This window comes from Achromobacter sp. ACM05, from assembly GCF_019218915.1.
In the GTDB taxonomy this organism is placed as follows: domain Bacteria; phylum Pseudomonadota; class Gammaproteobacteria; order Burkholderiales; family Burkholderiaceae_B; genus Achromobacter; species Achromobacter animicus.
In genome coordinates this window covers 1,841,049-1,865,210 of sequence record NZ_JAHUWQ010000001.1, presented here as the reverse complement: position 1 = coordinate 1,865,210, position 24,162 = coordinate 1,841,049, and the positions used below count along the sequence as shown (strand labels likewise).

Annotated in this window: 13 protein-coding genes; 8 read left to right on the top strand and 5 right to left on the bottom strand. The window is 67.2% G+C overall.

Going from position 1 to position 24,162, the window contains the following annotated elements:
• The first annotated feature begins 59 nt into the window (after nucleotides 1-59).
• The gene (locus tag KW836_RS08455; RefSeq protein WP_218342968.1) at nucleotides 60-1,241 is read left to right on the top strand and encodes an MFS transporter; all 1,182 of its coding nucleotides are present in this window, start codon (nucleotides 60-62) and stop codon (nucleotides 1,239-1,241) included.
• Between the two features lie 82 nt (nucleotides 1,242-1,323).
• Here KW836_RS08455 and KW836_RS08450 read toward each other — a convergent pair whose 3' ends face one another.
• Together KW836_RS08450 and KW836_RS08445 are read right to left on the bottom strand one after the other, a co-directional pair.
• Nucleotides 1,324-2,958, bottom strand: coding sequence for a thiamine pyrophosphate-binding protein (locus tag KW836_RS08450; protein WP_218342967.1), 1,635 nt, complete (start codon nucleotides 2,956-2,958; stop codon nucleotides 1,324-1,326).
• Nucleotides 2,959-2,987: 29 nt separating this feature from the next.
• On the bottom strand, nucleotides 2,988-3,893 hold the full coding sequence (locus tag KW836_RS08445) for a LysR family transcriptional regulator (RefSeq protein ID WP_218342966.1): 906 nt from the start codon (nucleotides 3,891-3,893) through the stop codon (nucleotides 2,988-2,990).
• Between the two features lie 70 nt (nucleotides 3,894-3,963).
• Between KW836_RS08445 and KW836_RS08440 the strand changes: the two genes are divergently transcribed.
• The 5 genes from KW836_RS08440 (at nucleotide 3,964) to KW836_RS08420 (ending at nucleotide 10,323) form a co-directional block, all read left to right on the top strand.
• On the top strand, nucleotides 3,964-5,106 hold the full coding sequence (locus tag KW836_RS08440; protein WP_218342965.1) for a mandelate racemase/muconate lactonizing enzyme family protein: 1,143 nt from the start codon (nucleotides 3,964-3,966) through the stop codon (nucleotides 5,104-5,106).
• A gap of 45 nt (nucleotides 5,107-5,151) precedes the next feature.
• Nucleotides 5,152-6,162, top strand: a complete 1,011-nt coding sequence (locus KW836_RS08435; protein WP_175122643.1) for a tripartite tricarboxylate transporter substrate binding protein — start codon at nucleotides 5,152-5,154, stop codon at nucleotides 6,160-6,162.
• A 147-nt stretch (nucleotides 6,163-6,309) separates the two neighbouring features.
• Nucleotides 6,310-6,819, top strand: coding sequence for a sigma-70 family RNA polymerase sigma factor (locus tag KW836_RS08430; protein ID WP_175122642.1), 510 nt, complete (start codon nucleotides 6,310-6,312; stop codon nucleotides 6,817-6,819).
• Nucleotides 6,816-7,766: a FecR domain-containing protein gene (locus KW836_RS08425; protein ID WP_175122816.1), complete on the top strand. Its 951-nt coding sequence runs from the start codon at nucleotides 6,816-6,818 to the stop codon at nucleotides 7,764-7,766. The genes KW836_RS08430 and KW836_RS08425 overlap by 4 nt, the downstream gene beginning before the upstream one ends.
• 202 nt (nucleotides 7,767-7,968) lie before the next feature.
• On the top strand, nucleotides 7,969-10,323 hold the full coding sequence (locus tag KW836_RS08420; RefSeq protein WP_218342964.1) for a TonB-dependent receptor: 2,355 nt from the start codon (nucleotides 7,969-7,971) through the stop codon (nucleotides 10,321-10,323).
• A gap of 48 nt (nucleotides 10,324-10,371) precedes the next feature.
• Here KW836_RS08420 and KW836_RS08415 read toward each other — a convergent pair whose 3' ends face one another.
• Nucleotides 10,372-11,157, bottom strand: coding sequence for a hypothetical protein (locus tag KW836_RS08415; protein ID WP_218342963.1), 786 nt, complete (start codon nucleotides 11,155-11,157; stop codon nucleotides 10,372-10,374).
• A 211-nt stretch (nucleotides 11,158-11,368) separates the two neighbouring features.
• On the opposite strand from KW836_RS08415, the gene KW836_RS08410 reads away from it, so the two are divergent.
• Both KW836_RS08410 and KW836_RS28115 read left to right on the top strand, forming a co-directional pair.
• Nucleotides 11,369-13,432: a tetratricopeptide repeat protein gene (locus tag KW836_RS08410; RefSeq protein ID WP_218342962.1), complete on the top strand. Its 2,064-nt coding sequence runs from the start codon at nucleotides 11,369-11,371 to the stop codon at nucleotides 13,430-13,432.
• 359 nt (nucleotides 13,433-13,791) lie between these two features.
• Nucleotides 13,792-17,073 carry an autotransporter domain-containing protein gene (locus KW836_RS28115; protein WP_218342961.1) on the top strand — a complete coding sequence of 1,094 codons (3,282 nt, stop codon included), beginning with the start codon at nucleotides 13,792-13,794 and terminating at the stop codon, nucleotides 17,071-17,073.
• Between the two features lie 80 nt (nucleotides 17,074-17,153).
• Here the strand turns inward: KW836_RS28115 and KW836_RS08400 are convergent, their stop codons facing one another.
• Nucleotides 17,154-17,894, bottom strand: a complete 741-nt coding sequence (locus tag KW836_RS08400) for a hypothetical protein (RefSeq protein ID WP_370632989.1) — start codon at nucleotides 17,892-17,894, stop codon at nucleotides 17,154-17,156.
• Between the two features lie 95 nt (nucleotides 17,895-17,989).
• A complete protein-coding gene (locus KW836_RS08395; RefSeq protein WP_218342960.1) occupies nucleotides 17,990-24,085 on the bottom strand; it encodes an autotransporter outer membrane beta-barrel domain-containing protein in 6,096 nt (2,031 codons plus the stop codon).
• Between the last annotated feature and the right edge of the window lie 77 nt (nucleotides 24,086-24,162).

Genomic DNA, 24,162 nt, shown 5'->3' with positions numbered 1-24,162 from the left:
GCCGGCCCACGCGCAAACGCGAGGCGGACGGCAAGCGGCCGTGCTCACGCCCTTCCCTCATGTTGCATCCCGAATCGTTCAATCTGAAGCAGATCGCCGTGCCGGCGTTCGGCCCGTCGCTGCTTTACGGCATCAGCAACGGCGCCATTCTTCCCGTGATCGCGCTCACCGCGCGGGAACAAGGCGCGTCGTTTGCGGCCGCCGGTCTCATCGCCGCGCTCATCGGCGTCGGCTCGCTGCTCTCCAACATACCGTCCGCGCTGATCACCGAGCGCTTCGGCGAAAAGCGCGCCATGGCCGGCGCCGCGCTGTTGAGCGTGGCGGGTCTGCTGCTGGTGATCGGCGTGCCGCATCTCTGGGTGCTGGCGCTGGCCATGCTGATGCAGGGTTGCGCGCAATCGGTGTTCCAGCTGGCTCGCCAAAGCTACATGATCGAGGTCGTGCCGCTGACGTACCGTGCGCGCGCCCTGTCCACCCTGGGCGGCACGACGCGCATCGGCACCTTCATCGGCCCCTTCGCGGGCGCGGCGCTGATTCACTTCATGGGGCTGGACGGCGCGTACTGGATTGCCGTCTGCGCCATGCTCGGCGCGGGCTTCATCGCCATCAAGGCGCCCGACATCGAACCCTCGCACGCCAAGGCCGCCGGCGCGCCGCGCGCACGCATCGGCGAAGTCGCGCGCGACCATCGCGGCGTATACGCCACGCTGGGCGTCGGCGTGATGCTGATCAGCGCGCTGCGCGCGTCGCGCCAGGTCGTGATACCGCTGTGGGCAGACCATCTTGGGCTGGACGCCACCACCACGTCGCTCGTTTACGGCCTGGTCGCGGCGGTCGACATGTCGGTGTTCTATCCCGCGGGCAAGGTGATGGATCAGCGGGGCCGGTTGTGGGTGGCGTTGCCGTGCACGCTGCTGATGGGCTTGAGCTTGATGGCGATCCCGCTGACCAGCGGCGTGACGAGCTTCATCCTGGTGTCGCTGCTGCTGGGCTTTGGCAACGGCATCGGGTCGGGCATCGTGATGACGCTGGGCGCGGATGCCGCGCCGCCCGGCGCGCGCACGCAGTTTCTGGGTATCTGGCGGTTCATGGCCGATCTGGGTGCGAGCGGCGGGCCTGTGGCGTTGTCGGCGCTGACGGCGTTGTTGTCGCTGGGTGGCGCGTCGTTTGGCGTGGGGACGTTGGGGCTGGTGGCGGCGGGGGTGTTCTGGCGGTGGCTGCCGCGGCGGGCGTCGGCATAGCGCCCGCCTGGGCCGGCAAAATGTGCTGGTCCGCCAGCCGCCGTGGGCGCGCGATTATTGCGGACGCTGACCAGCTTCCCGTTCAATGTCCGCTCGTTGACGCCATCGATGCCGCGTTGAAAACCGGGGCGGCCTCGCCCGCCAGCGATACGTTGATGCAGGCTGGCAGCCCGCTGTCGGCGGCCCCCTTCAACGCGTTGGCCAGACCATCCACGTCGTGGGCCGCAAACCCCGCGCCGCCCAGCGCAGACGCGACGTCGTGATACCGCGCCGTCGGTGAAAGCTCGCAGCCGATCAACCGCTGCGGACCATAGGTGCGCATCTGGATCAGATGTTCGGCGTTCCAGCGCAGGTCGTTGCCGATCACTGCAATGACCGCCGCGCCTTCGCGCACCGCCGTATCCAGCTCCATCAAGTGAAAACCGGCGGTGCCGTCGCCCATCATGACGACCACCGTGGCTTTGGGCCGTGCGATCTTCGCGGCGATCGCGTAGCAGACACCTACCCCGATCGCGCCGGACATGCCGTTGATGATGCGTACCGGCGCCTGGCAGAATGCCTGCGCCCACTGGCCGAACTCGCCGCCGTCGCAGATCAGGATCGGATCAGGCGCGGACGCCAGGAATGCCTGCACGGTCTCGCACAGCGCGCGCGGGCCCAGCGCTCCCTCGACAGGCGCGGACGGCGCCTTGATCGTCCGGCTGCGCAGCGCGTCATCCACCTGTTCCTGCCACGCCAGACGTTCGGCCGAAGCTCGCGCCGCCCGTATCGCGGCTAGCGCCGCAACCGGGTCAGCTTGGAACGCCAGCACCAGACGCTCGCCAAGAAGACGGCCCGCGCGTTCCAGCATCGCGGGATCCGGGTCGATCACCGCGAGGCGTGCGTTGTCGCCAAGCGCGCCCGTGCCGCCGAATCCCAGCGTGAAGTCCAGGCACTTTCCCGCCAGCACGATCAGATCCGCGCTTGGCATGATGCCGGCCAACGCGCCCAGCGAAGGATCCTTCAGCCCGCGGGGGCTTTCCATCGGAATGATGCGCAGGCCAAGCGTGGCTTGCGCAGCCGCGCGGGCGGAACGACCGTGCGATCGCGCGCTCGTCGGCCCCGCCAATACCAGCGGGCGGCGTGCGGCATTTAGCAGTTCAGCCAGTTGATCCACATACGCCGCATCCAGCGCGACAGCCGGCTGATCTGCCGGCGCCTGCGGCAGATCAGCGATGCCCGATTCGGCCGTCAGCAGATCAAACGGAAGCGCCACGTGGACGGGGCCTCGACGCGGTGCAAGCGCCTGCGTGATGGCATCTTCAAGCGCGGGGCACAGTTCTGCCGCGGACTGCGGACGCACCGACAACTTGGTCAACGGCCGCGTGATGGCGACCTGGTCCAGCTCCTGGAACGCACCCGAGCCGTCCTCCGACACCGACGAATCGCCTGAGATAAGCAGCACCGGGCTTTCCGCCTGCGAGGCCGAGTACAGCGGCGCGAGGCCATTGGTCAGGCCCGGCGCCGCCGTAACCATCGCTACGCCGAGCTCGCCGGTGATCTGCGACCACGCATCGGCCATGAAGACGGCGGCCGCTTCGTGCCGCACGTGGACGATGCGAATGCCGGCGTCGATGCACGCGTCGTAGAGCGGCATGATCTGATTGCCGGACAGGCTGAAGATGGTGGTGACGCCCCGCCGGCGCAGCGAGCGAATGATCAGTTCAGAACCCAGCACGTACGTCTCCTTGAGATTGCGTTTAAGACTTATGCCACCAGCGCTTGCGACAGCGCATGCTTCACGAAGCGCGCGCCGCCGCTCATGCCTTTTCCCTGCGGCCATACCAGGCTGAGCGAAAGCGTTCTTCCTGCATTCAGGGGAACCGGGACCAAACCCAAACGGCGGGCATATTCCCCCGTCACGCTCTCAAGCACCGCCGGACCGCACCCTGCATCCGTCAGCGCGCACGCCGCGGAGAACTGCATCACTTCAATCGCGGGGCGGCAGGACAGCCCAGCCTCCTCCAGCACCTGCGCCGTCAGCGCGCCGACCGGAAGGTGCCGGCTGTGACCGATGAACCGCTCCGACGCCAGCATATCCACGGTGACCTCCGGCAGCGACGCCCACGCGTGGTCCGGACGCACGACGCAAACCAGGCCCAGGTCCGCGATCTTTTCAAAGTTGGCGTGCTGATGCGCTCCCGCCCCGAGGATGACGCCAAGGTCAATGCGCTGCGCGATGGCCATCTCGACGACTTCGGCAGCCGTTCCCACGCGCAGCACCACCGACAGTAGCGGATCCGCGTCCTGCAGCTGTTTAAGCACTGCAGGCAGCACGCTGGCGCCCGTGGCGGACACCGTGCCGATGATCAGTTGTTCGCGCCGGCGGTTCCCCAGGCTTTGCGCAAGCTTGTCGACGGCATCCAGCGCCGCCAGCGCATGCGTGATCTCCGGCAGCAAGGCTTGCCCCGCCGCCGTCAGCTCCAGCCGTCGGTGGCGCCGCGAAAACAACGTCGCCCCCAACCGGACTTCCAGCTCTTTGAGCATGGCGCTGGCACCCGGCTGCGTGAGGCTGCACGCCTCTGCGGCCTGGGTCACCGAACCCGTGCGGCAGATCGCGGCCACCAGCTCCATCTCGCGCGGACGTATAAGGGATTTCATATGAAACAGCATTGGCTATGTATTTGACCGTATGCTACTCGAGCTCCAAACTGGACCGATCCCAATCAGCTCGGCATCCATTTTGAAAGTCATTCAGATCAACGGCTACCACCTGGCTTATACACCCCGGGTGCCGCTCGGCAACGCGCGCACGTTCATGCGCAAACGCGAGTTTCTGGCGCTGGAAATCCGCACCGACAACGGGCTTCGGGGATGGGGGGAAGTCTTCTCCTCGCCGTGGGCCGCGGCGGTCTTGATCCAGCAGCAGCTTGGCCCGCTCGTGTGCGGCCGGTCTGCGCTCGATCACGGCGCGATCTACGCCGACCTGGTGCCGCGCATCGGCTATGACAAGCGCGGGCCGGCCATGATGGCCATCTCCGCATTGGACATGGCGTTGCATGACATCGCGGCCCGCGCACACGGAGTGAGCATCGCGCAGATGCTGGGCGGCGCGGTGAGGCGTGAACTGCCGTGCTACGCCAGCGGGCCATTCATTGCCGAGGGCGATGACCCCTATGGCAACTATCCCCGTGAGATCGAATCGCTGCTCAGCCAGGGATTCAAGGCGGTCAAGCCGCGCGCGGGTGTCTCTCCGCAGGCGGATGCCGTCATGGCGCAGCACGTGCGCGCGCTGATCGGCCCCGACGCTGACTTCATGCTCGACATGAACCAGGGCTACGGCACGGCGGCGGCGCGCCTGGCCGCTTCGCTGATTGAACCGGCGCGCCCGCTGTGGATCGAAGAGCCCGTCGCGCCGGAGAACCTGGACGGCTACGCCGCCACCGCCCAGGCAACTGCCTGCGCCATCGCCGGCGGAGAAGCCATTGGCAGCCTGGCCGGCTTCGACGCCTTCCTGCGCGCCGGCGCCGTCAGCGTGCTGCAACCGGACCTAGGCGTATGCGGCGGCTTCACAGGCTATCGCAAGGTCGCGGCCCTGGCGGAAAGCCGGGACATCGCCGTCATGCCGCATGCCTTCGGCACCGCCATCAACTTTCTGGCCTCGCTGCAGATCGCGGCGACACAGATGCCGACGCGCGGCGGCGCGTGGGCCAGCTATCCGTTCGTGGAGTACGACGTGACCGGCAATCCGCTCATCGCGCTGGCCGGCCCGGCGATTCAGTCCAACGGATCTGCGGCGCTACCCGACGGTCCTGGCCTCGGCATGGACTTCACGCCAGACCAGTTCGAACCTTGGACGGTGCGGCACTGGCGCATCGAACCCTGACGCGCCGCCTGCACGCCCCCAATCAAAACCAGAACAGGAGACAACATGCACAACCTCAATGGCAACCGCGCACGGCTGTCGCGCCGCCGCTTTTCTGCAATGCTTGCGGCGCTGGCCCTGCCAGCCGCGTTCGCGCCCCCCGTACATGCCGCTGACGCCTGGCCCAGCCAGCCGATCACGCTGATCGTGCCATTTCCACCTGGCGGCACCACCGACGTCACGGGGCGGATCCTGGCTCGCGCGCTGTCCACGCAGCTCGGCCAATCGGTCATCGTGGAAAACCGCGCGGGCGCCAGCGGCAATATCGGTTCGGCATTCGTCGCACGCGCCAAGCCGGACGGCTATACCTTGTTGATGTCCGGCGTGGGCACCCACGCGGCCAACGCTGCCCTGTACGCGTCCATGCCGTACGACCCGCTCAAGGACTTCACCCACATCAGCAGCATTACCTCCAGTCCGAACGTCATTGCCGTGAACCCCGAGTTTCCGGCCAAGACGCTCGCGGAACTGGTTAGCCTGCTTCGCCAATCGCCGGACAAATACAACTACGCCAGCCCGGGCGCCGGATCTTCCGGCAACCTCGCCTTCGAACTCCTGAAACAACGGTCCGACCTGAAGGTGCAGCACATCCCCTACAAGGGCGCCTCGCAGGCGGTGACCGATGTCATCGGCGGGCAGGTCCCCATCCTGGTCATGGTCGCTGACACCCTGGAGCCGCATGTCCGCGCGGGCAAGCTGCGCGTGCTGGCCTCGACCGGCGCCTCAAGAAGCCTGCTCTTTCCGGATCTGCCGACGGTCGCCGAATCCGGCTTTCCGGATTTCGACGCCGTGTCGTGGACGGGGCTGTCCGCGCCTGCAGGCCTGCCGGATGCCATACGCGACCGGCTGGCGCAGGCCACCCGGGCCGCACTGACCGACCCGGAAGTGGTCAAGCCGTTGAAGGCCACCGGCAACGCCGTCACCTTGCGCAGCCCGCAGGATTTCACCGCGTTCATTACCGGCGAGATCCAGAAATGGGCAACGGTCGCCAAAACCGCGGGGTTGAAGATGGACTGATGTGCGGTCTGTCGGCAGGTGCTGCATCTCGATTGCAGGAATGCGGCCCGCACAACAGACGCCTGTTGCGCGCAAGCCGCGCTGCGCCCGTCCCCTCAACCCAATTAATAGTATTTCTTATTCGCATTCGGTAGACTGCTGGACATCTTGCAATCTACCGACTCCCTTTCCCTCCCCGCGGTCGAGCAGCTCTATCGCCATCACCATGGCTGGCTGCAAGGCTGGCTGCATCGCAAGCTGGGCGACAGCGGCGACGCGGCCGATCTGGCGCAGGACACGTTCGTGCGGCTGATGGCCGCGCGCCGGCCGCCCGTGCTGCGCGAGGAGCCGCGCGCGCTGATCACGCATATTGCCAAGGGCCTGCTCGTCGACCATTGGCGCCGCCGCGCGGTGCAGCAGGCCTATCTGGACGCCATCGCGCACCTGCCCGAGCCGCAGGTGCCGTCTCCAGAAACGGGCCTCATGATCGTGCAGACGCTGGTGGCGATCGACGCCATGCTGCAGCGCCTGCCCGCTGCCACGCGCGAGATGTTCCTGCTGGCGCAACTGGACGGACTGACGCTGCAGGAAATCTCCCAACAAACTGGCAAACCCGTGATCACGGTCCGGCGCCATCTGCGCAAGGCCTTGATGGCGTGCATGACGGCCGCCGCATGAGCGCGCCGGGCGATCTATTGCTGGAGGAAGCCGCCGACTGGGTCATCCGGCTGCGCTACGAGACCGCCGACGCGGACACGCGGCGCGCGTTCGAACGCTGGCTGGCGCAGGGCGAGGCCCACACGCAGGCGTGGGCCCGCGCCGAACAGGTGCTGGGCGCATTCGAAGGCCTGCCCGCCCCCATCGGACATCGCGTGCTGCGCGCCACCCGCAAACGCCAGGGTCGCCGAGCCCTGCTGCGCGCGGCGCTGGGACTGGGCGTGCTCGCCCCGGCAGGCTGGATGGCATGGCGCGAGGCGCCCGCCTGGCGCGCCGACCTGCGCACCGCCGCAGGCGAACAACTGACACGCCAGCTCGACGACGGCACGCGGCTGGTGTTGAACAGCGGCAGCGCCGTCGACCTGCGCTACGGCAGCAGCGAGCGCCGTCTGGTGCTGGTAGCCGGCGAGGTGCTGGTGACCACCGGCCAGGAGCCCCTGCCCACCTACCGGCCCTTCGTGGTGCAGACCCCGCAGGGCGAGGTGCAGGCGCTGGGCACGCGCTTTTCGGTACGCGTCGTCGAGGACCACACCGAGGTCATGGTGTTCGAGCATGCGGTGCTGGCACGCCCGATCCATGGCACTCCCCTGCGCATCGACGCCGGGCAACGTGGCAGCTTCACCCTTGCCCAGACCGGCGCGCTGGCGCCGGTGGACGATGGCGCGGCGCTCTGGGAGCAAGGCATGCTGGTCGTGCGCGACCAGCGCCTGGCCGATGTGGTGGCCGAGCTGGCGCGCCATCGCCCGGGGTTTTTGCGCTGCGCCCCCGAGGTCGCCGACCTGCGGGTGTCCGGCGCGCTGTCGCTGCGGGATACCGATGCGGCGCTGCAAGCCTTGGCCGAACGCCTGCCCATCGCGGTGCAACGCGTCACCCGCTACTGGGTATCGGTCGGTCCGGCCGGCGCTTGAACGGCCGCGCGGGAAAAATATTTTGCGTCGAGGTGATCACTTTTTCGTTGTCGTGCGGAGTAGGAAGTAAGACCGCATCAAGGGGATGCGGGCGCTTCTTGCTTGACGATGAAAGGATGAAAGAGTGATGGCACGTGTACGCGCAGCGCGGGGCAGAGGATCCCGCAAGGCAATGATCTGGACGGCGCTCTGGTGCACGGCCATGGCAAGCGCCACCGCGGGCGCACAGTCCGCGGCCCAGACCGGCGCAGCGCCGGCCTCCCAGGTGCGCACCGTCGCAATCGGCGCAGGCTCGCTCGACGCCGTGCTGGCGCGCTACGCGGCCGCCGCTGGCGTGCAGATCGTCTACGACCCCGCCTGGCTCGCCGGCCGCCAAAGCCCAGGCATCTCGGGCGAGATGAACGTCCAGCAAGGCTTTGACCGCCTGCTCGCGGGCACCGGTTATCGCGCCGTGCCCAGCGCTGCCGGCACCTACGCGCTGCAGGCGATGCCGCAAGGCGGAATTACGCAACTGGCGCCCGTCACCGTCACCGGCGCGGCCGAGCGCGCCACCAGCGAAGGCACGGGCTCGTACACCAGCAATGCCGTCACCATCGGCAAAGGCACGCAGACACTCAAGGAAATTCCGCAGTCGGTGTCCGTCGTCACGCGCCAGCAGCTCGACGACCAGAACCTGAACAGCTTGTCGGACGCGATGCGCAACGTCACCGGCATGACCGTCGAAACGCTGTCCAGCGGCGGCAATATTTCCGGGTTCATCTCTCGCGGCTACTCGCTCGATTCGATCCAGGTGGACGGCATGCGCGCCCCGGCCGGCGCGGGCAACCTGTCGGCGGGCTTCGACCTTGCCATCTACGATCGCATTGAAGTGCTGCGCGGCCCCTCCGGGCTCTACCAAGGGACCGGCGAGCCCGGCGGCAGCGTGAATCTGGTGCGCAAGCGTCCCATGCAGGAATTCGCCTTTGGCGCCCAGGCCAGCGTCGGGTCGTGGGACTACTACCGTGCCGTGGCCGATCTGAGCACGCCGTTCGATAGCGAAGGCAAGGTCCGCGGCCGATTCATTGCCGCCTACGAAGACCGCGGGTCCTTCGTCGACCGCGTCAGTTCCGAGCGGCCCACGCTCTACGGCATCGTCGAGGCCGACCTGACACCCGCCACGACGCTGGCGGCGGGCATCACGCACCAACGGTCCCGCGTTACGCCGGCATTCGGCTTGCCCGCATACGCCGACGGCTCGCTGCTCGACGTGCGCCGCGGCACCAATCTCAGCGCCGAATGGAACCGCATCGAAGAAGAAACCACCGAGGTCTTTGCCGATCTGGAACACCGGCTGGATGGCGGCGGCTCCATGAAGGCAAGCGTCTTTCATCGCGACACCGACACCCCGACGCGCGTGACCACCTGGCCCAACCGCGCCGTCGATCCGGTCACCGGAGACACCAACCTCATCGCCTGGTCGTACCGCAACCACTGGAAAACCACGGGCGCGGATGCGCACGTGAACCTGCCGTTCGAGGCTTTCGGCCGCGAGCACAGCGTGCTCGTGGGCGCCGACTACAGCTATACGCGCAAGCAATTCAACTACGGCGGCGGCACGATCTTCCCGACCAACGTAAATGACCCGGTCATCGACATGCCACAGCCCGAGATGGAACAGGTCAACGGCAACGACGGCCGCACCAGCGAATTCGGCCTGTACACGCGCGCGAACATTCAAGCGACCGATCACCTGAAGGTCATCGCGGGCGCACGCCTGTCGTGGTGGAAGAACGACGCACGCAACGCCAACCAGTACTTCGGCGACTTCAGCCAGGCGACGACGCGCATCGACGCGCGCCCCTCTCCGTATGCCGGAGTGGTGTACGAACTGACGCCGCAGCTCTCCGCCTACGCCAGCTACACCAGCATCTTCCAGCCGCAGACCGAAATCGATGCGCAAGGCAGCACGCTGTCGCCGCGCGTGGGACGCCAGATCGAAACGGGCGTCAAAGGCGCATTCATGGACGGCGCGCTCAACGCCCATGCCGCCCTGTTCCAGATCGTGGACCGCAACCGGGCGATGAGCGACCTGAACAACCCGATGTACTCGGTGGCCGCGGGCAAGGTGCGCAGCCAGGGCTTCGAGACCGAGATCAGCGGATCGCCGTTGCCGAACTGGGACATCGTGGCCGGCTACGCCTACACGCAGACCAAATACCTGGAAGCGAGCCAAGCCCAGCAGGGACTGTCGTACAGCACAATCACCCCGCGTCACGCCATCAACCTCTGGACCCGCTACCGCTTCACCCAGCCGGCGCTGGAAGGCTTCAGCGTGGGCACGGGCGTGCGCTGGAACAGCGGCAACTACCTGCAAAGCGGCAACGTGCGTTGGGATCAGGGAAGCTATGCGCTCGTCTCGGCCCAGATCGGCTATCGATACAACCGCCACGTCGAAGGCACGCTCACCGTCGACAATCTGTTTGACCGCAAGTATTACGAAAAGCTTGGCGGCGCCTCGCGGCAAAACTACTACGGCCAGCCGCGCAGCGTGATGCTGACGGTGCGGTATCAGTATTGAGGCAGGGCGGCGGGCGGATGTGCTGAACATCCGCCCTGCCGCACCTCGCTACCCTTCGGCGACCGCCGTTTCCCGCGCCTGTGCTTCGGGCGCGTCGTCGCCGGGGGGCAGGGCCAGGATGCGGTAGCAGATCGACATCGTCGTCACGGAGATCACGGTGGTCACCAGCATCATCAACGCGCCGTAGAGATAGGAGCCAACACCCGGTCCGTGCGGCATCCGCAGCAGATAGCTCCTGACCGCTTCCATCAAGAGCAGCAGCGGAATGGGCAGCAACGACACAGCCAGAAATCGCCACTTGTTGCCGCGGGTCAATGCAGTGATGCGCCGAACGTCCACGGTTCCCGTCAGTGCAGCTTGCGGCAGGGCCAGAAAGAAATGCCCCACGAAGTACGCCGGCAACAGCATCAGGACCAGCTGCAGCGCGTTGCCCAGCGGGGACACGCCCTCCGGGCCAGACATCAACGCGGCGACCACGATCTGCGCGATCGACAGGACGAACACAGAGGCTGAAAGGATCACCGCAACGATGAAGTACATCCGTTCTGGTTTGCCCGTGGCAATGCCTGCGCGGGCGTACTCGTTCAGCAGGATGCGGCGATGCCATGCGACTGCCAGCATCACCGGACACGCCGTGGTCACGAGCCATCCCGCCAGTTGCAGCAGCATGCTATGCCGCGCAACCGCCATCTGGTCCAGGTAAACGCCCAGGCAAACGCCGACGATCAGGATGGCCACCAGTTGCGGCGCCATTGCGAGTGTGCGCCCGCCATGGTCTCCCAAGTAGTCGAAGGTTTCGCGGATGACCCGCCATACCGGTAGTTTCTGCTGCACGCGATGCTCCCGCTTTTTTTCTGTCCGGCGCGATGCCGGAACCGCCGCGCCGTGGCGCGCAGCGGTCTGTGGATGTGTATATACCGGCTAAGTAACGGCCATCTTGACCCACATCTAAAGTGCCATGCGTCGGGCATGCCCCGGCGAGGCACTAGAATCTCCGCTCCACGTCCCCTCCTGTCCGGCCTTGACGCCGGCCGCTGGTATCCCCATGGCCCACGAGCCCGCAACGCCAACGCCGAAGGCAGACAAGCTGCTTTCCCTATCCCAGGCCCTGCAGCAGGCCCACGCCCACTGGAACGCCGGCCAGGCAAACCAGGCCGAGATCCTGTGCCGCCGCATCCTCGACGCATCGCCCGGACAGGCGGATGCGTCGCAGCTCCTGGGCCTGATCGCGCACGCCTACGGCCAGCCGGCGCTCGCGCTGGATCTGCTGCGTCAGGCATGCCGGACAGACGCCGCGCCCGCGGTCTACTTTGGCAACCTGGCCGAAGTCTGCCGGCAGCAGGGCCTGCTCGCAGAAGGCGAAGCGGCCGCGCGGCAAGCCACGAAGCAGGACCCCGGGCTGGTCATGGCGTGGAACAATCTGGGGATCATCCTGCAAGAGGCCGGACGCGACGCCGAAAGCGTCAATTGTCTTGAGCGGGTGGCGGAACTTCAGCCGCACAGCCCGAAAGCGCTCAACAACCTCGGCAACGCATATGTAGGCGTGAATCGCCTGGACGAGGCGCGCCGGCTGTACGTCCAGGCGCTCGCATTGCAAAGCGACTACGCCGAAGGACACAGCAACCTCGCCTTCGTGCTGGGTGAGCTGGGTGACTACGATGCGGCGGCCGATGCGGCGCATCGCGCCATCGCGTGCAACCCGCGCCTGATGAACGCCTACATCAATCTCGCGGGCATCGAAGCGGCGCGGTCGCGGCCTCGCGAAGCGCTGCAGTGGACCGAAGCGCTGTTGACCTTCGCGCCCAACCATCCGCAGGCGCTTGAACTGCGCACGCGCCTGCGGACGGCATGCGGCGCGCAGGCTGCAGCAGCCGAGACGCCAGCGACGTCAGCGGACACGGCATCAGTCGGGGCGCACCCGGCCGCAATGACAGCCCCAGCCGCAGCGCAGGCGCAAGACCTGCACGACTTGGCGCACCGCGTCCGCGCGTTGCTGACTGCGCGGCAGCACGCCGACGCCGAGCGTCTGCTGCGCGAGAACATGGACCCGCGCGGCGCGCCCGCCGCACTATGGCGGCTTCTCGGCCTGACGGTGAAATTTCAAGGGCGCGTTCAGGAAGCCGCTGAGATTCAGGCCATGCTCGCGACAGCCATGCCCGGCAACCTGTCCGCCCGATTCGACCTGGCCGAAACGCGCTTGCTGCAAGGGGATTTCGAGCGCGGCTGGACGGAATACCGTTGGCGCTACAGCCTTTCCCATACCGCGGCGATGGACCGCAAGGTGCAGCGGCCGCGCTGGGACGGCAGCCGCATCGATGGCCAGACGCTGCTCATTCATGACGAGCAGGGGTACGGCGACACGCTGCAATTCATGCGCCTGATCGACGCGGCCCGGACCCGCAGCGGCGCGCGCGTCGTGCTGGAAGTCCATCCCGACCTGCTGTCCTTTGCCCGGCGCCTCGTCGGCCCGGACGCCTTCCCGCGCGGACAGATACCCCCGCCGTTCGACCAGCACTGCGAACTGATGTCCCTGCCCATGGCGATCGGCCTGCGCATGGCCGACCTGCCGGGCCAGGTCGGCTACCTGTCGGCCGATGCGGCCCGCGTCGAGAAATGGCGCAAGCGGCTGGCCGGCTTGCCACGGCCATGGGTGGCGCTTGCCTGGGCAGGCAGACCCACGCATTCGAACGACGCCAACCGGTCTCTTGCCTTGGCGGATATGGTGCCCCTCGCCGTGCCCGGCATCACGTACCTGGCCATCCAGAAAGGCCCTGCCGCGGCCCAGGCCGCCACGGCCCCGGCCGGCATGAACATCGTGCCGCTGGATGCCGAGATCGCCGACTTCGAGGACACCGCCGCGATCCTGTCCCTGGCCGATCTGCTCGTCTCGGTCGACTCCTCGCCCGTGCATCTGGCCGGCGCATTGAATCGGCCCGCCTGGGTGCTGCTGCCTTTCCTGCCCGACTGGCGCTGGCTGTTGCAGCGGTCCGACTCCCCCTGGTATCCGTCGCTGCAATTGTTTCGCCAGCCCGCGCCGGGCGATTGGAAGCGGGTCATGCACGACGTGGGGCAGGCGCTGGCCACCCGGTTTCACCGCGGCCAGGCATGAACATGCGGGCGCAACCGGCGCCCAAGCCGGCGCGCCCGAAGTATCAACCGGAAAAAGGCCTGAATTTCGGCATTATTGCGGCCTTTGAGACCGCGGCATCGCCAGTAATGTGCGGGGTGAGATAGTACGCCCCAGCAAAAGGCCGCCTGTCTAGCCTCATACCCTGGCACCGGCCGCGCGGATAGTCCATAGCTCCAACGGTTGCCGCACATTCCAACCGAAATCGCCCCAGGCGGGAGCTTGCCTTGAAGCTGAAACACCGAAAAAAACGTACACCTTCTTTTCCCGTGGCATCCGCGCGAGCCGGCTCGAGGGCGGCGCCTGCCCGGTCGACGCAAATTCTGTCGGGTGTTTCCCTCGTGGCCGCCAGCCTGCTTCCCGGCATGGTCCATGCCGCGGGGTGCGTCGCGCTTAACTACTCGGGCAACTCGACCGTTGTAGGCGCCGTTGATTGCATCGATTGGACGAAAGGCAACATTACGATCACGGGTTTTGGAAGCCTTTCCGGCACCGACATCGGTCTGCACGCCGCCAACACCACCCCTGGCTCCTTACTGACGAACTCCGGCACCATCGTTGGCACACTGGCGGGCCTGCAGAACGACGGCGTTCTGGATCAGGTGCAAAACAATGGCTTGATCTGGTCCACCGGAACGGGCGTCACCGTGGCCGGCATTCGGAATACAGGGTCCGGAAGCATCACCAGCGTGGTCAACAACACGGGCGGCTCCATCGCCGGCGCACGTGCGGGGATCTTCAATGAGGGCAGCATCGCCACGATCAGCAATGCCGGGATGATCAACAGCAACAGTTCCTCCGGCGGGACGGTTGCAGCCATCTGGAACGATGGCGGAACGATCGGCAACCTGACCAACACCGGCACCTTGCAAAGCGCCAACATCGGCGGTGTCCTCTCTGGTTTCGGTGTGGTCACCGAAAACGGCGCCATCGAAACGCTGACGAACACCGGAACCATTGCCGGCATGGTGGGCATGCTGGTGCAGGGCAGCGGCCGGGTGGGCGCGCTGACCAATTCCGGGACCATCTCGGGCGACATCGCAGGCATCTTCATGGAGGCCAGCACGGCCGGCACCATCACCAACACGGGCCTGATCGTGGGTGCCCCCGGCAGTGCCATGGGCGGGACGATCGGTACCGGGATCAACCTTTCCCGCGCCAGCAACGTGAGCCTGCTCGCCAACAGCGGCACCATCACCGGCGGGGGTGCGGCGATCCAGCTCGATAGCGACAGCAGGATCAGTACGATAACCAACAGCGGTCTCATCGCGGGCGACGTGACCTCCAGCAGCACCATGGCCCTCGGCATCTCCGGCGGCAGGGGCAACGTCGTTGGCACCCTCACCGGCGCGAGCGGCGGTCTCGGCGTGGCCGACAAAGGCGTCATCAAGGTGACGGGTGCGAACCTGTTTTTTTCGGGCGGCAACCTGTTGCTGAACGATGACATCGCTGCGGCGGGCCGTTCCGTCAACAACTACGGCGCCACCCTTCAGATCAACAATCCCATCACCGTCACGGGCAACTACTCGCAGACCGGCGGTGGACTGGCCTTCAATGTCGTCGACACCAGCAGCTACGGCTACATGGATGTGAACGGCTCGGCAGCCATCAGCGGCGCCGCGATCAGCCTGGCCGGCACCGGGTTGGCGTTCGGTCAATCCTATACCGTCGTGCGTCCGACTGGCTCCAGCACCTACAACGACAACACGGCCTTCGTCTCCGTCAACAACGGCCTGCTCGCACGGCTGAGCAATGTGAACGGCGCGCTGACCGTGACACTCCTCCCCGACCCCAGCACCCACTACTGGGACGGCGCCAACACCACGCCGGACGGCACCATTGCCGGCGGCTCCGGCACCTGGACGGCGAACGGCACAAACTGGACCTCGACCGACGGCACCACCAACTACGAGCTCGACCAGACCTATGTGCGCCCCGTGTTCAGCGGGAAGGCGGGTACGGTGACGGTCGATGGCAGCCAAGGTGCAATCGCGGTAAACGGCATGCAGTTCTCCACAGACGGCTACCGCGTCACCGGCGACGACATCGGGCTGGCGGCGGCCTCCTCGGCCGTTGAAGTCGATGCCAATGCCACCGCCATCATCGATTCCAGACTGACCGGGACCGGCGCGCTGGCCAAGACCGGCAGCGGCATGCTGATCCTGAACGGCGTGAACACCTACTCGGGCGGCACCTCGGTGTCCGCGGGCACGCTGGAGATCGGCGATGCCGCCCACCCCACCGCCAGCATCCTGGGCGACGTTGCCGTCGGCAACGCCGGCACGCTGCGCGGACATGGCTCAATCGGCGGCAATGTGACCAACGACGGCATCGTGCGCCCGGGCGGCTCCATCGGCACGCTGACGGTCCTGGGCAACTACACGCAGTCCCCCACCGGCACGCTGTTCATCGACGTCAGCCCCACGGCCGCTTCGCAACTGAAGGTGGGCGGCACTGCCACCCTCGCCGGCACGCTGAACGTGCTGTACGGCCCCGGCACCTACAGCGCAACGTCCTTCCGCATCGTCGACGCGGCAAGCGTCACCGGCCGGTTCGCTTCCGTCACGAGCAACGCGCCGGCAGAACTGGCGCAGAGCGTGCAGAGCCTGGCCGACGGCAGCACCCTCACGCTGGCCGCCGTTGTCAGCGACGGCGGCGATCCGGTCGTCATCGCCCCCACCAACGCCTCGATCTTCGGCGCTGTCGCCTCGGCCGCCATCCGCGAAGGCCAACGTGTGAACGACACGCTGCTCGCGCGGCTGGGCCAGGACTGCGCCGACGCCGCGACAGACGCCAATTGCGCACGCCCGGGCCGCCAGGCGTGGGCCCAGATCGTCTCCAATACCGCGAACGTGCGCGGCAACGATGAGGCCTCCAGCTACAAGGATCGCCATTACGGCTTTCTGGCCGGCCTGGATCAGCAGGTTGGCGCATGGACGGTCGGCGTCGCGGGCGGCTACAGCCACGTCGACGTGACCGAGGATGAGGCAACCGGCAAGATCGACACCCTGCGCATCGCAGGCTACGGCAGCCGCCGCGTGGGCGCCGTCACCATCGCCGCGACGGTTGGCGCCGCCTACGACTTCCTCCAGACGCGCCGGTCCTTCCCCGGCCCGGGCAAGGCCCGGGGCGACTCGGACGGCCAGGAAATCACGGCCGGCCTGCAAGCCAGCCTGCCGCTGGCTGCGGGACCCGTCACGATCACGCCCCGTCTCGGCCTGCGCTATCAGTACCTGCATACCGAACGCTTCAGCGAAACGGGCTCGACCAGCCAGAACCTGGATGTCGGCGCCCAGGACTTCAACAGCTTGCAGCCTTACGCGCAACTCGCCGTGGGCCTGCCCTTCAACATGAAGTCGGACAAGCCTGCCCTTGTCGAAGCCCGCGTCGGTTACGCCTACGAAACCCTCGACACCAACCGTAATTACCGCGCGACAGCGAGCGACGGCACCGGCTTCACGCTGCCCGGCGTGGCGCCTTCGCGCGGCATGTTCTCTGCGGGCCTGGGCCTGACGCTGCCCGTCAGCAAGGCCCTAGACCTGACCGCCAGCTACGACCGCCTGTTCGACACCGGCAACGTGTCGGGACAGACGTTCCAGTTGCAAGCGTCGTACCGGTTCTAAAGCGCGGCGGCATTCGGGATTTCAGCCGCCCCGGCAAGCAACAAGGCCCACGCAATTGCGTGGGCCTTGTTGCTTTGAACTCAGGCAAATTCCCGCTTCGCCGTCCGCCGGCTCCGTCGGCGATACCACCACGTCAGCCCTGCCCATATGAGCGCCCACGCACCCAGAATCGCGGCATAGAACGGCCAGAAAATGAAGGCGGAAACGTCATCCCACCCCGGCGCCGTACGCTTCAACCCGATGGGCGCGCTGATCTCCAGTTCGATCTGCTCGCCTTGAAGCGCTGGTCCAACCTCTTCCACCGTGAAGGTCAGATCCGACGCCCCCTTCGCCAGCATCGGAAATCCCGGCGCGGTCTCAAGCTGCGCGCCGTCGGCATGGCTTTCAGGCCAGAGCTTGCGATAGAAATGCGTGGCGCTGGAGCCACTGCGCGGCGCCGCGCTCACCACGATGTCCAGCCCCTTGCCATCGCGCACGCGGATTCGCACCGGCTCTCCGGGATTAACGTTGCGCGGCTTCGCGTCCGGCGCACCGATGCGCGTCGCGGGATCTCCCAGTTCAGGTCGGTCCCGGCCCATCGGACCACCGAATCGCGCCTCCATCCACAGCGGCGCTTCGCGGATGCGGTAAACCTCGGCCCGCGCCGTCTGGCCGGCCGTCAGCATGATCGGCGTCAGCGTCGCGTCGGCGGATGGTATGTAACGCCCCATACCAAATGCGAACCACCCCATGGCGGTCAGCCAAAGCCCCCAACCCACCGCCAACGACATTTTGAAAATCGCGCGCCACATATCAAGACTTCCCGGATTTGCGAGCGTCACAGCGTACCCGATCTGAAGCGGGCAGTTTGACGCGCAGAGGCGGGCTGAATGCAGACGAGCCCGGCTGCATGCAGACAAGCCCGGCGCCCCACGCATCAAAACGGCACCATGACCTTCAACGTCCCGCTATTGCTGCGCACCCGCTCCGAAAACTGGCCGTCGTACTGCAGCCGGAAGTCCACGCCCCCTGCCCGCGCCACATGCAGGCCAGCGCCCACCTTACCCACGACGTTGTCGATGGGCAGCGACGTGTCGAACGATCCCGTGCCGGCCGGCGCGCCGCGCAGGCGTGCAGTCGACGTCCAATCATCCTTGGACAGAAACGACACGCCGGCATACACGAACGGCCGCAGGATGGCGCCGTTGGGCAGCTCGGCGCGACCGCCGAATTCGATCATCGGCGACAGCCCCAGGATGAACTGGTCGCTGCTGTCGACCGACAGGGCCAGCGGATTCGAGCCGGACTCCTTGTATCCCGGCATGCGGGTATAGCTGGCATCGAAGTCCAGGTAGGGCTTCACATACATCTTGTCGAACGCGAACGTGCGCGCGGCGCGCAGACGGGCGTTGAAGCCATAGACATCGGGACGGCTGGTCAGCGTGTCCTGGTATCCCGCGATGCCGATGTTGCGATCCATGTGATAGCCGCCGTAGCCGCCGCCCACCGCCGCCGAGAATACCCACTGGCCTTGCTCGCGCTTGACCACCGCGCCGACGTAGCCGCTGTCGCCATTGCCGCGCACGCCGCCGTCGGAAGCGCGTACCTTGCTGTTTTCGTAGGCCATCGAGCCGCCGACGAACCAGCCCGGGCTGACTTCACGCTGGCCGCCGAACTGATAGGTCACCGTGTCGTAGTCAAAGCCCGCCGTGCCCTTGCTGCCGTCCTGGTTGGTGTAGCGGCCCGTGACCTGGCCCCAGAAGCAGTTCTGCTCGCCGGTAAAGGCATCGACGCCGGTGAACGTGGGGCAAGACATCATCGCGCCGGTGAATTGCCCCAGGTTGGCGGCCGACTGCACCGCCGGGGCGGCCGTCACGCCCGGCGACAGGCTGGCCACGCTATCCCGGTAAGCGCCCGCGCCCTGGCGCGATATCTGGTCCAACTGCCCGAACAGCGGCGCCAGCGCGGCATTGCCGCCGGCATCCCAGATGCGCTGAAGCTGAGCCGCGACCTGCCGCTGGTTGGACTTCAGGCCCATCGACGGCGCATTGAAGTCCGCCCCCGCCACGCGGATGCGCGTGGTCTGGCCGACCTGGCGGGTGGCGTAATCGAAGACCGGACTGTCCACGGCATCCACGCTGCCTTGGGAATCGCCTTGCACCGTCAGCACCGTCAACTCGCGGTCCGGCAGCAGCGCGGCGGCAAGCACGTCGACCTTGCCGTTCAGATCGCCGTTGCCCTGCACCACCATCTGCGACGCGCGCATCTGGTCGAAATCCACGTCGGCGCGCAGGACGCCGCTTCGCGACTGCTTGAAATCGCCGCTGACGGTCAGGGTCTGGAACTGGCCCGGCGAGCCGATCACCACCAGTCCCGAGTTGGTGACGTTGGCCTGGTAAGCCACCGCCGCGTCGACCACACCGCCCGACTGCACGATGTAGTTGCAGGCGTCATAGGAATCCGTGTTGCCGCAATACACGTTGCCGGAGACGGTGCCGTAGACGTTGAAGGTGAGGAAGGATCCGGCCGCCGTGGAGGAATCGCCATTGAACGTCAGCGCCGTGTTGGACAACGCACTGAGCGAACCGCCCGCATTGACGTTCACCACGTTGTTGCGCCCGCCCAGTATCCACACGCCTTTGCCGCTGTTCGTGCCGCCCGCCACGCTGCCGTTGATATTGACCGTGACGCTCTGTTCGCTTTGACCGCCCTGGCTCTGCGCCATGATGCCGGTCGAGTCCGGCCCCGTGGCGCTCAGTGTCCCGCTCTGGTTGACGGTCACGCTGCCTGCATTGCCCGTGCTGCCGCCCACCGACCCGGCAAAGCCGCCTTGCGGTCCGCCGGCCAGCCCGCCCCCGCCACCGATTGACTGCGCGATGATGCCGTAGGAATTGGCGCCCGACGTCGAAAGCCGTCCGCTGTAGGACACCGACACGTTGCCGGCGGTACCGGAACTGAATGCGGTGGGCAGGAACCCGGCCGAGTTCGTGGTGATGAGTTTCGTCGTGTCGCCCAGGATGCCGCCGCCGTCCGCAATGGACTGCGCCACGACGCCGTGCGCGCCAGCGCCATGCGTGTTCAGGGTGTACTGCAGATCCAGGTTTACCGCGCCGCTGTTGGCATTGCCGCCGCCCAGCACCGTCGCGCCCACGCCGGTCGCCGTGCCGGACGACACGATCCCGCCGCCGCCGCCGATCGACTGCGCGATGACGCCGATGGCCCGGTCGCCATAGGTGTTCAGGTTCAGGCCGGTGGACGCGTTGATCGAACCGCCCGCACCGCCAAGGCCGTTGCTGCCCGCGTGCAGGCTGAACTGCTGGCTGCCGGGATTGGCGGCCGATGCCGTGCTGCCGGCCATCGCAATGCCGCCGCCGCCCCCGATCGACTGCAACACGAGTCCGTGCGCGCTGTCGCCGGTGGTCTGGATGGAAGCATAGCTGCCGCTGGTCACCGTGATGCCGCCACCCGATCCTCCACCGCCACCCGTGGCCCCGACGCGCAGCGAGCCATGCGCCAACGGCGATCCGGTGGCGCCCATGCCGCCGCCGCCGCCGATGGACTGCATGACGATGCCCATGGCGCCATAGCCGGCCGTGTTGAAGCTGTTGGTGCCGTTGCCGTTCAGGAACGCCACGATGCTGTTGCCCGCACCGCCGCTTCCGCCCGAACCGCCCACGGAAATCGACACGTTGGACGAAGAGATGCTTGAAGACGCGGTCGATGCGCCGCCGGACCCGCCACCGCCACCGATGGATTGCAGCACCGCAGCGTCTGCGTAGTCCCCGAACGTGTTCGTGGAAGCGCCGATGCTCGCGGCGTTGGAAGTGGTTCCAATCGCGCCGCCATTGCCCCCGGCGCCGCCGTTGCCGCCCACTGACACGTTGAACTGATACGTCGTGCCGGAATCGTCCAGCGATTCCGACGAATTGTTCTCGCTGGTTCCGCCGACCGCACCGCCCAGGCCTCCCGAGCCGCCAATGCTTTGCACCAGCAGACCGTCCGCATCCGCCCCATGGGTGGTGACGTTGCCATCGCTGTTCAGGTTGATCGAGCCACCGTAGCCGCCGCCGGAACCGCCACGACCGACGGACACGGTGCCTCTGACATCGGTCGAGCCGTCTTCGCTTTCGCTATTGACGGCGAGGCCCACCTGACCGCCTTGCGATGCGCCGCCACCGCCACCAATGGACTGCACCAACACCGCGCGCGCGCCGTCGCCGTGCGTGACGATCGTGCTGGCGGGATCGACGGTGAGCGCCGCCGTGCCGCCCTGCCCGCCCGCGCCGCCGCTGCCGCCCACGTTCGCCGTGATGGATACGTTGGCGTCCACATTGGGACTGCGGCCTGTGGCCGAGCCCACGCCGCCCGCGCCCCCGCCGCCGCCGATGCTTTGCACCACCAGCGCATTCGCGGAGTCGCCCCACGTGGTGATGGTGCTGCCCGCCAGGCTGAGCGTGGCGTTGCCGCCGTAACTGCCGGACCCGCCGCTGCCGCCCACCGTCGATTGCACGGTGCCGCCCACGGAGTCGCCCGTGCCGACCAGCGTCGACAGCGCCGAGGCGCTGCCGCCCAGGCCGCCGCCGCCGCCGATGGATTGCACCAGGACGCCCTGCGAGTTGGCGCCGTAGGTCGTCAAAATTGAGTTGTTGATGGCCGAGGACGCCGTGCCGCCCGCGCCGCCGCTTGCCCCGGAGCCGCCCATCGCAAAGGTCACCGCAACGCCGAACGACGCATCCTCGTCCGGCACGGCGATCGCCAAGGCTTTCGCCACGGAGGCGCCGCCCGCTCCGCCCCCGCCGCCGATGGACTGCACGACCACGCCGTGCGCGTCGCCATTGGCGGTGCCCGACGATCCGGTCGTCAGGCTTGCGTTGGATACATTGCCCGCTGCGGTGCCGCCCGCGCCCCCGCTTCCGCCGATGCCACCCACTGCGACCGACATGGCAAACCCGACGCTGGCGTCGTAGGAAGACGCGGCGCCGCCGGTCCCGCCGCCGCCGCCGATGGATTGCGACACGATGCCGTAGGCATGATCGCCGCTTGTGTTCAGGGTGTAGCCGTTCAGACCCACGGTGGACGCGCCGCCGTTACCGCCGCCGCCGCCCTGGCCGCCGATGACGGCGACCCCGCTTGCCGCACCGCCGTCCCCACCGCCGCCACCGATGGACTGACCCAGCATCCCGATCGAGCCCGCCCCGCTGGTGGTCAGCGCACCGGACTGGCTGACGTTGACCGTGCCGCCGGACACCGCGGTGCCGCCCGCGCCGCCCAACGCGACGATGCCGCTGCTGACGCCCGCCGTTCCGCCGCCGCCGCCGATGGCCTGCGCCGAAATCCCGTGCGACGACTGCCCGGTCGTCGAGATGGACGACTGGCTGTTGATCGTGACCGAGCCGCTGGCCCCGCCGATGCCGGCATTCGCACCCGCGTTGCCGAACAGTTCGAAGTTGGCCGTGGTGGCGCCACCAATGCCGCCCATCGACTGGCCGAGAATGCCGATGGAGTAATCGTTCAACGTCTGAATGGAACCGCCGGTCGTCGTGACCGTGACTGCGCCGCCCGCGCCGCCGCTGCCGGCATTCTCGGGCGTGAAGTCGATGATGCCGCTGCTGGTTTCGACGCCGCCGCCCGCACCGCCCAGGCTGCTGGCCGAAATGCCGGTGGACTGCAAACCATTGGTCCGGATGCTGGCATTGCCATTCATGGCGACGCTCACCGTGCCGCCATTGCCGCCGACCGCGCCATTGCTGTCCTCGCGGCCCGCGCCGCCGTTGCCGCCTTGCGTGATGACGCTGACGCCGGGGATGTAGTTGCCGGAGGTTGTGATCGACGATCCGCTGTTGAGCGTGACGCTGGTCGTGGTGCCCCCATTGCCGCCACCGTATCCGCCGACCTCGCCGCTGGTGTTGGTGATCGTCTGCGGACCCATCCCCCCATTGCCGCCGAGCCCGATGACGACAATTCCGCCGGACACCTGCGACAGGCTGGCGGGTTGGACCGTTGACGAGCTCGCCACGGATACCTGTCCGTTGTTCACGACCGTCATCGCGCCGAACTGGCCGCCGGTGCCGCCGTTGTCGCTGCCGTCCTCGGACGTCATGCCGTTGCCGCCCTGGCTCAGCACAGACAGGCCGCGCACGCTGCTCAGGGCCGACCCGCTGACATTCACGGATACGTTGCCGCTATTGGTGATGATCGTAGGGTTCGAGGCATTGGCCGTTCCGGCGCTGGCGCCGCTGCCGTTGGCATGCCCTCCATCGCCGCCGATGGATTCGGCGCCGATGCCCCACGCATAGCGCCCCGCGGATCCGCTGACCGAGACCGTGCCCGTGTTGCTGATATTGACGATATTGCTGTTGCCGCCACCGCCGCCGTTCTGATCCCCCGTCGCCGCGCTGTCCTGATTTCCGCCCACCGCGCCGATGCTGGCGCCGTAGAGGCCGACGCCTCCATATGGCAGGTACGACACACTGACGTTGCCGCTATTCGTGATCGTCACGGCGGAACCGTCGCCCCCCCGGCCGCCGTTGCCCCCGCCGATCACCGTCTCATTGGCATTGGCGCCAATGCCGCCGACCGACGCGCCATAGATGCCGAACTGCGCGCCCGAATCGGCCCAGATCCCAGGCCCGCTGCCCTGGGTGCTGGACGTCGGCGAGTTCTGCACCGTGATCGTCCCGCCGTTGTTGTTGACGGTGATGGTGCCGCCGTTACCGCCATTCGTCGCATTGTTGCTGGTATCGCTGGATCCCTCGCCGCCCGTCAGGCGAACAAAGATGCCACCCTGCGGGGCGCTGGGCTGCAACACCGCGCCGTTGTTGATCACCGTGTAGTTGCCGCCATAGCCGCCGACGTTGTCGCCGGTGCCGGCGCTGGCGGTATTGACCACGCTGACCTGCGCGCCGGCCCCGCCCTGGCTGGACGAAATGGTGCAGGTGGTGGAATTGGAGGGGTTGGTGTCGACCGATGGGCAACTCAGCGCCGCGGCCGCCGGTTGCACCATGACAAGTCCCACGGCCGTGACGGAGAGCATCTCGCGCCAATCTGGCGGACGCAGCAGCGAACGGCGCGGTTCGAGGCCCCCCAATGCAGCGGCTCTGGCTCGCAAAG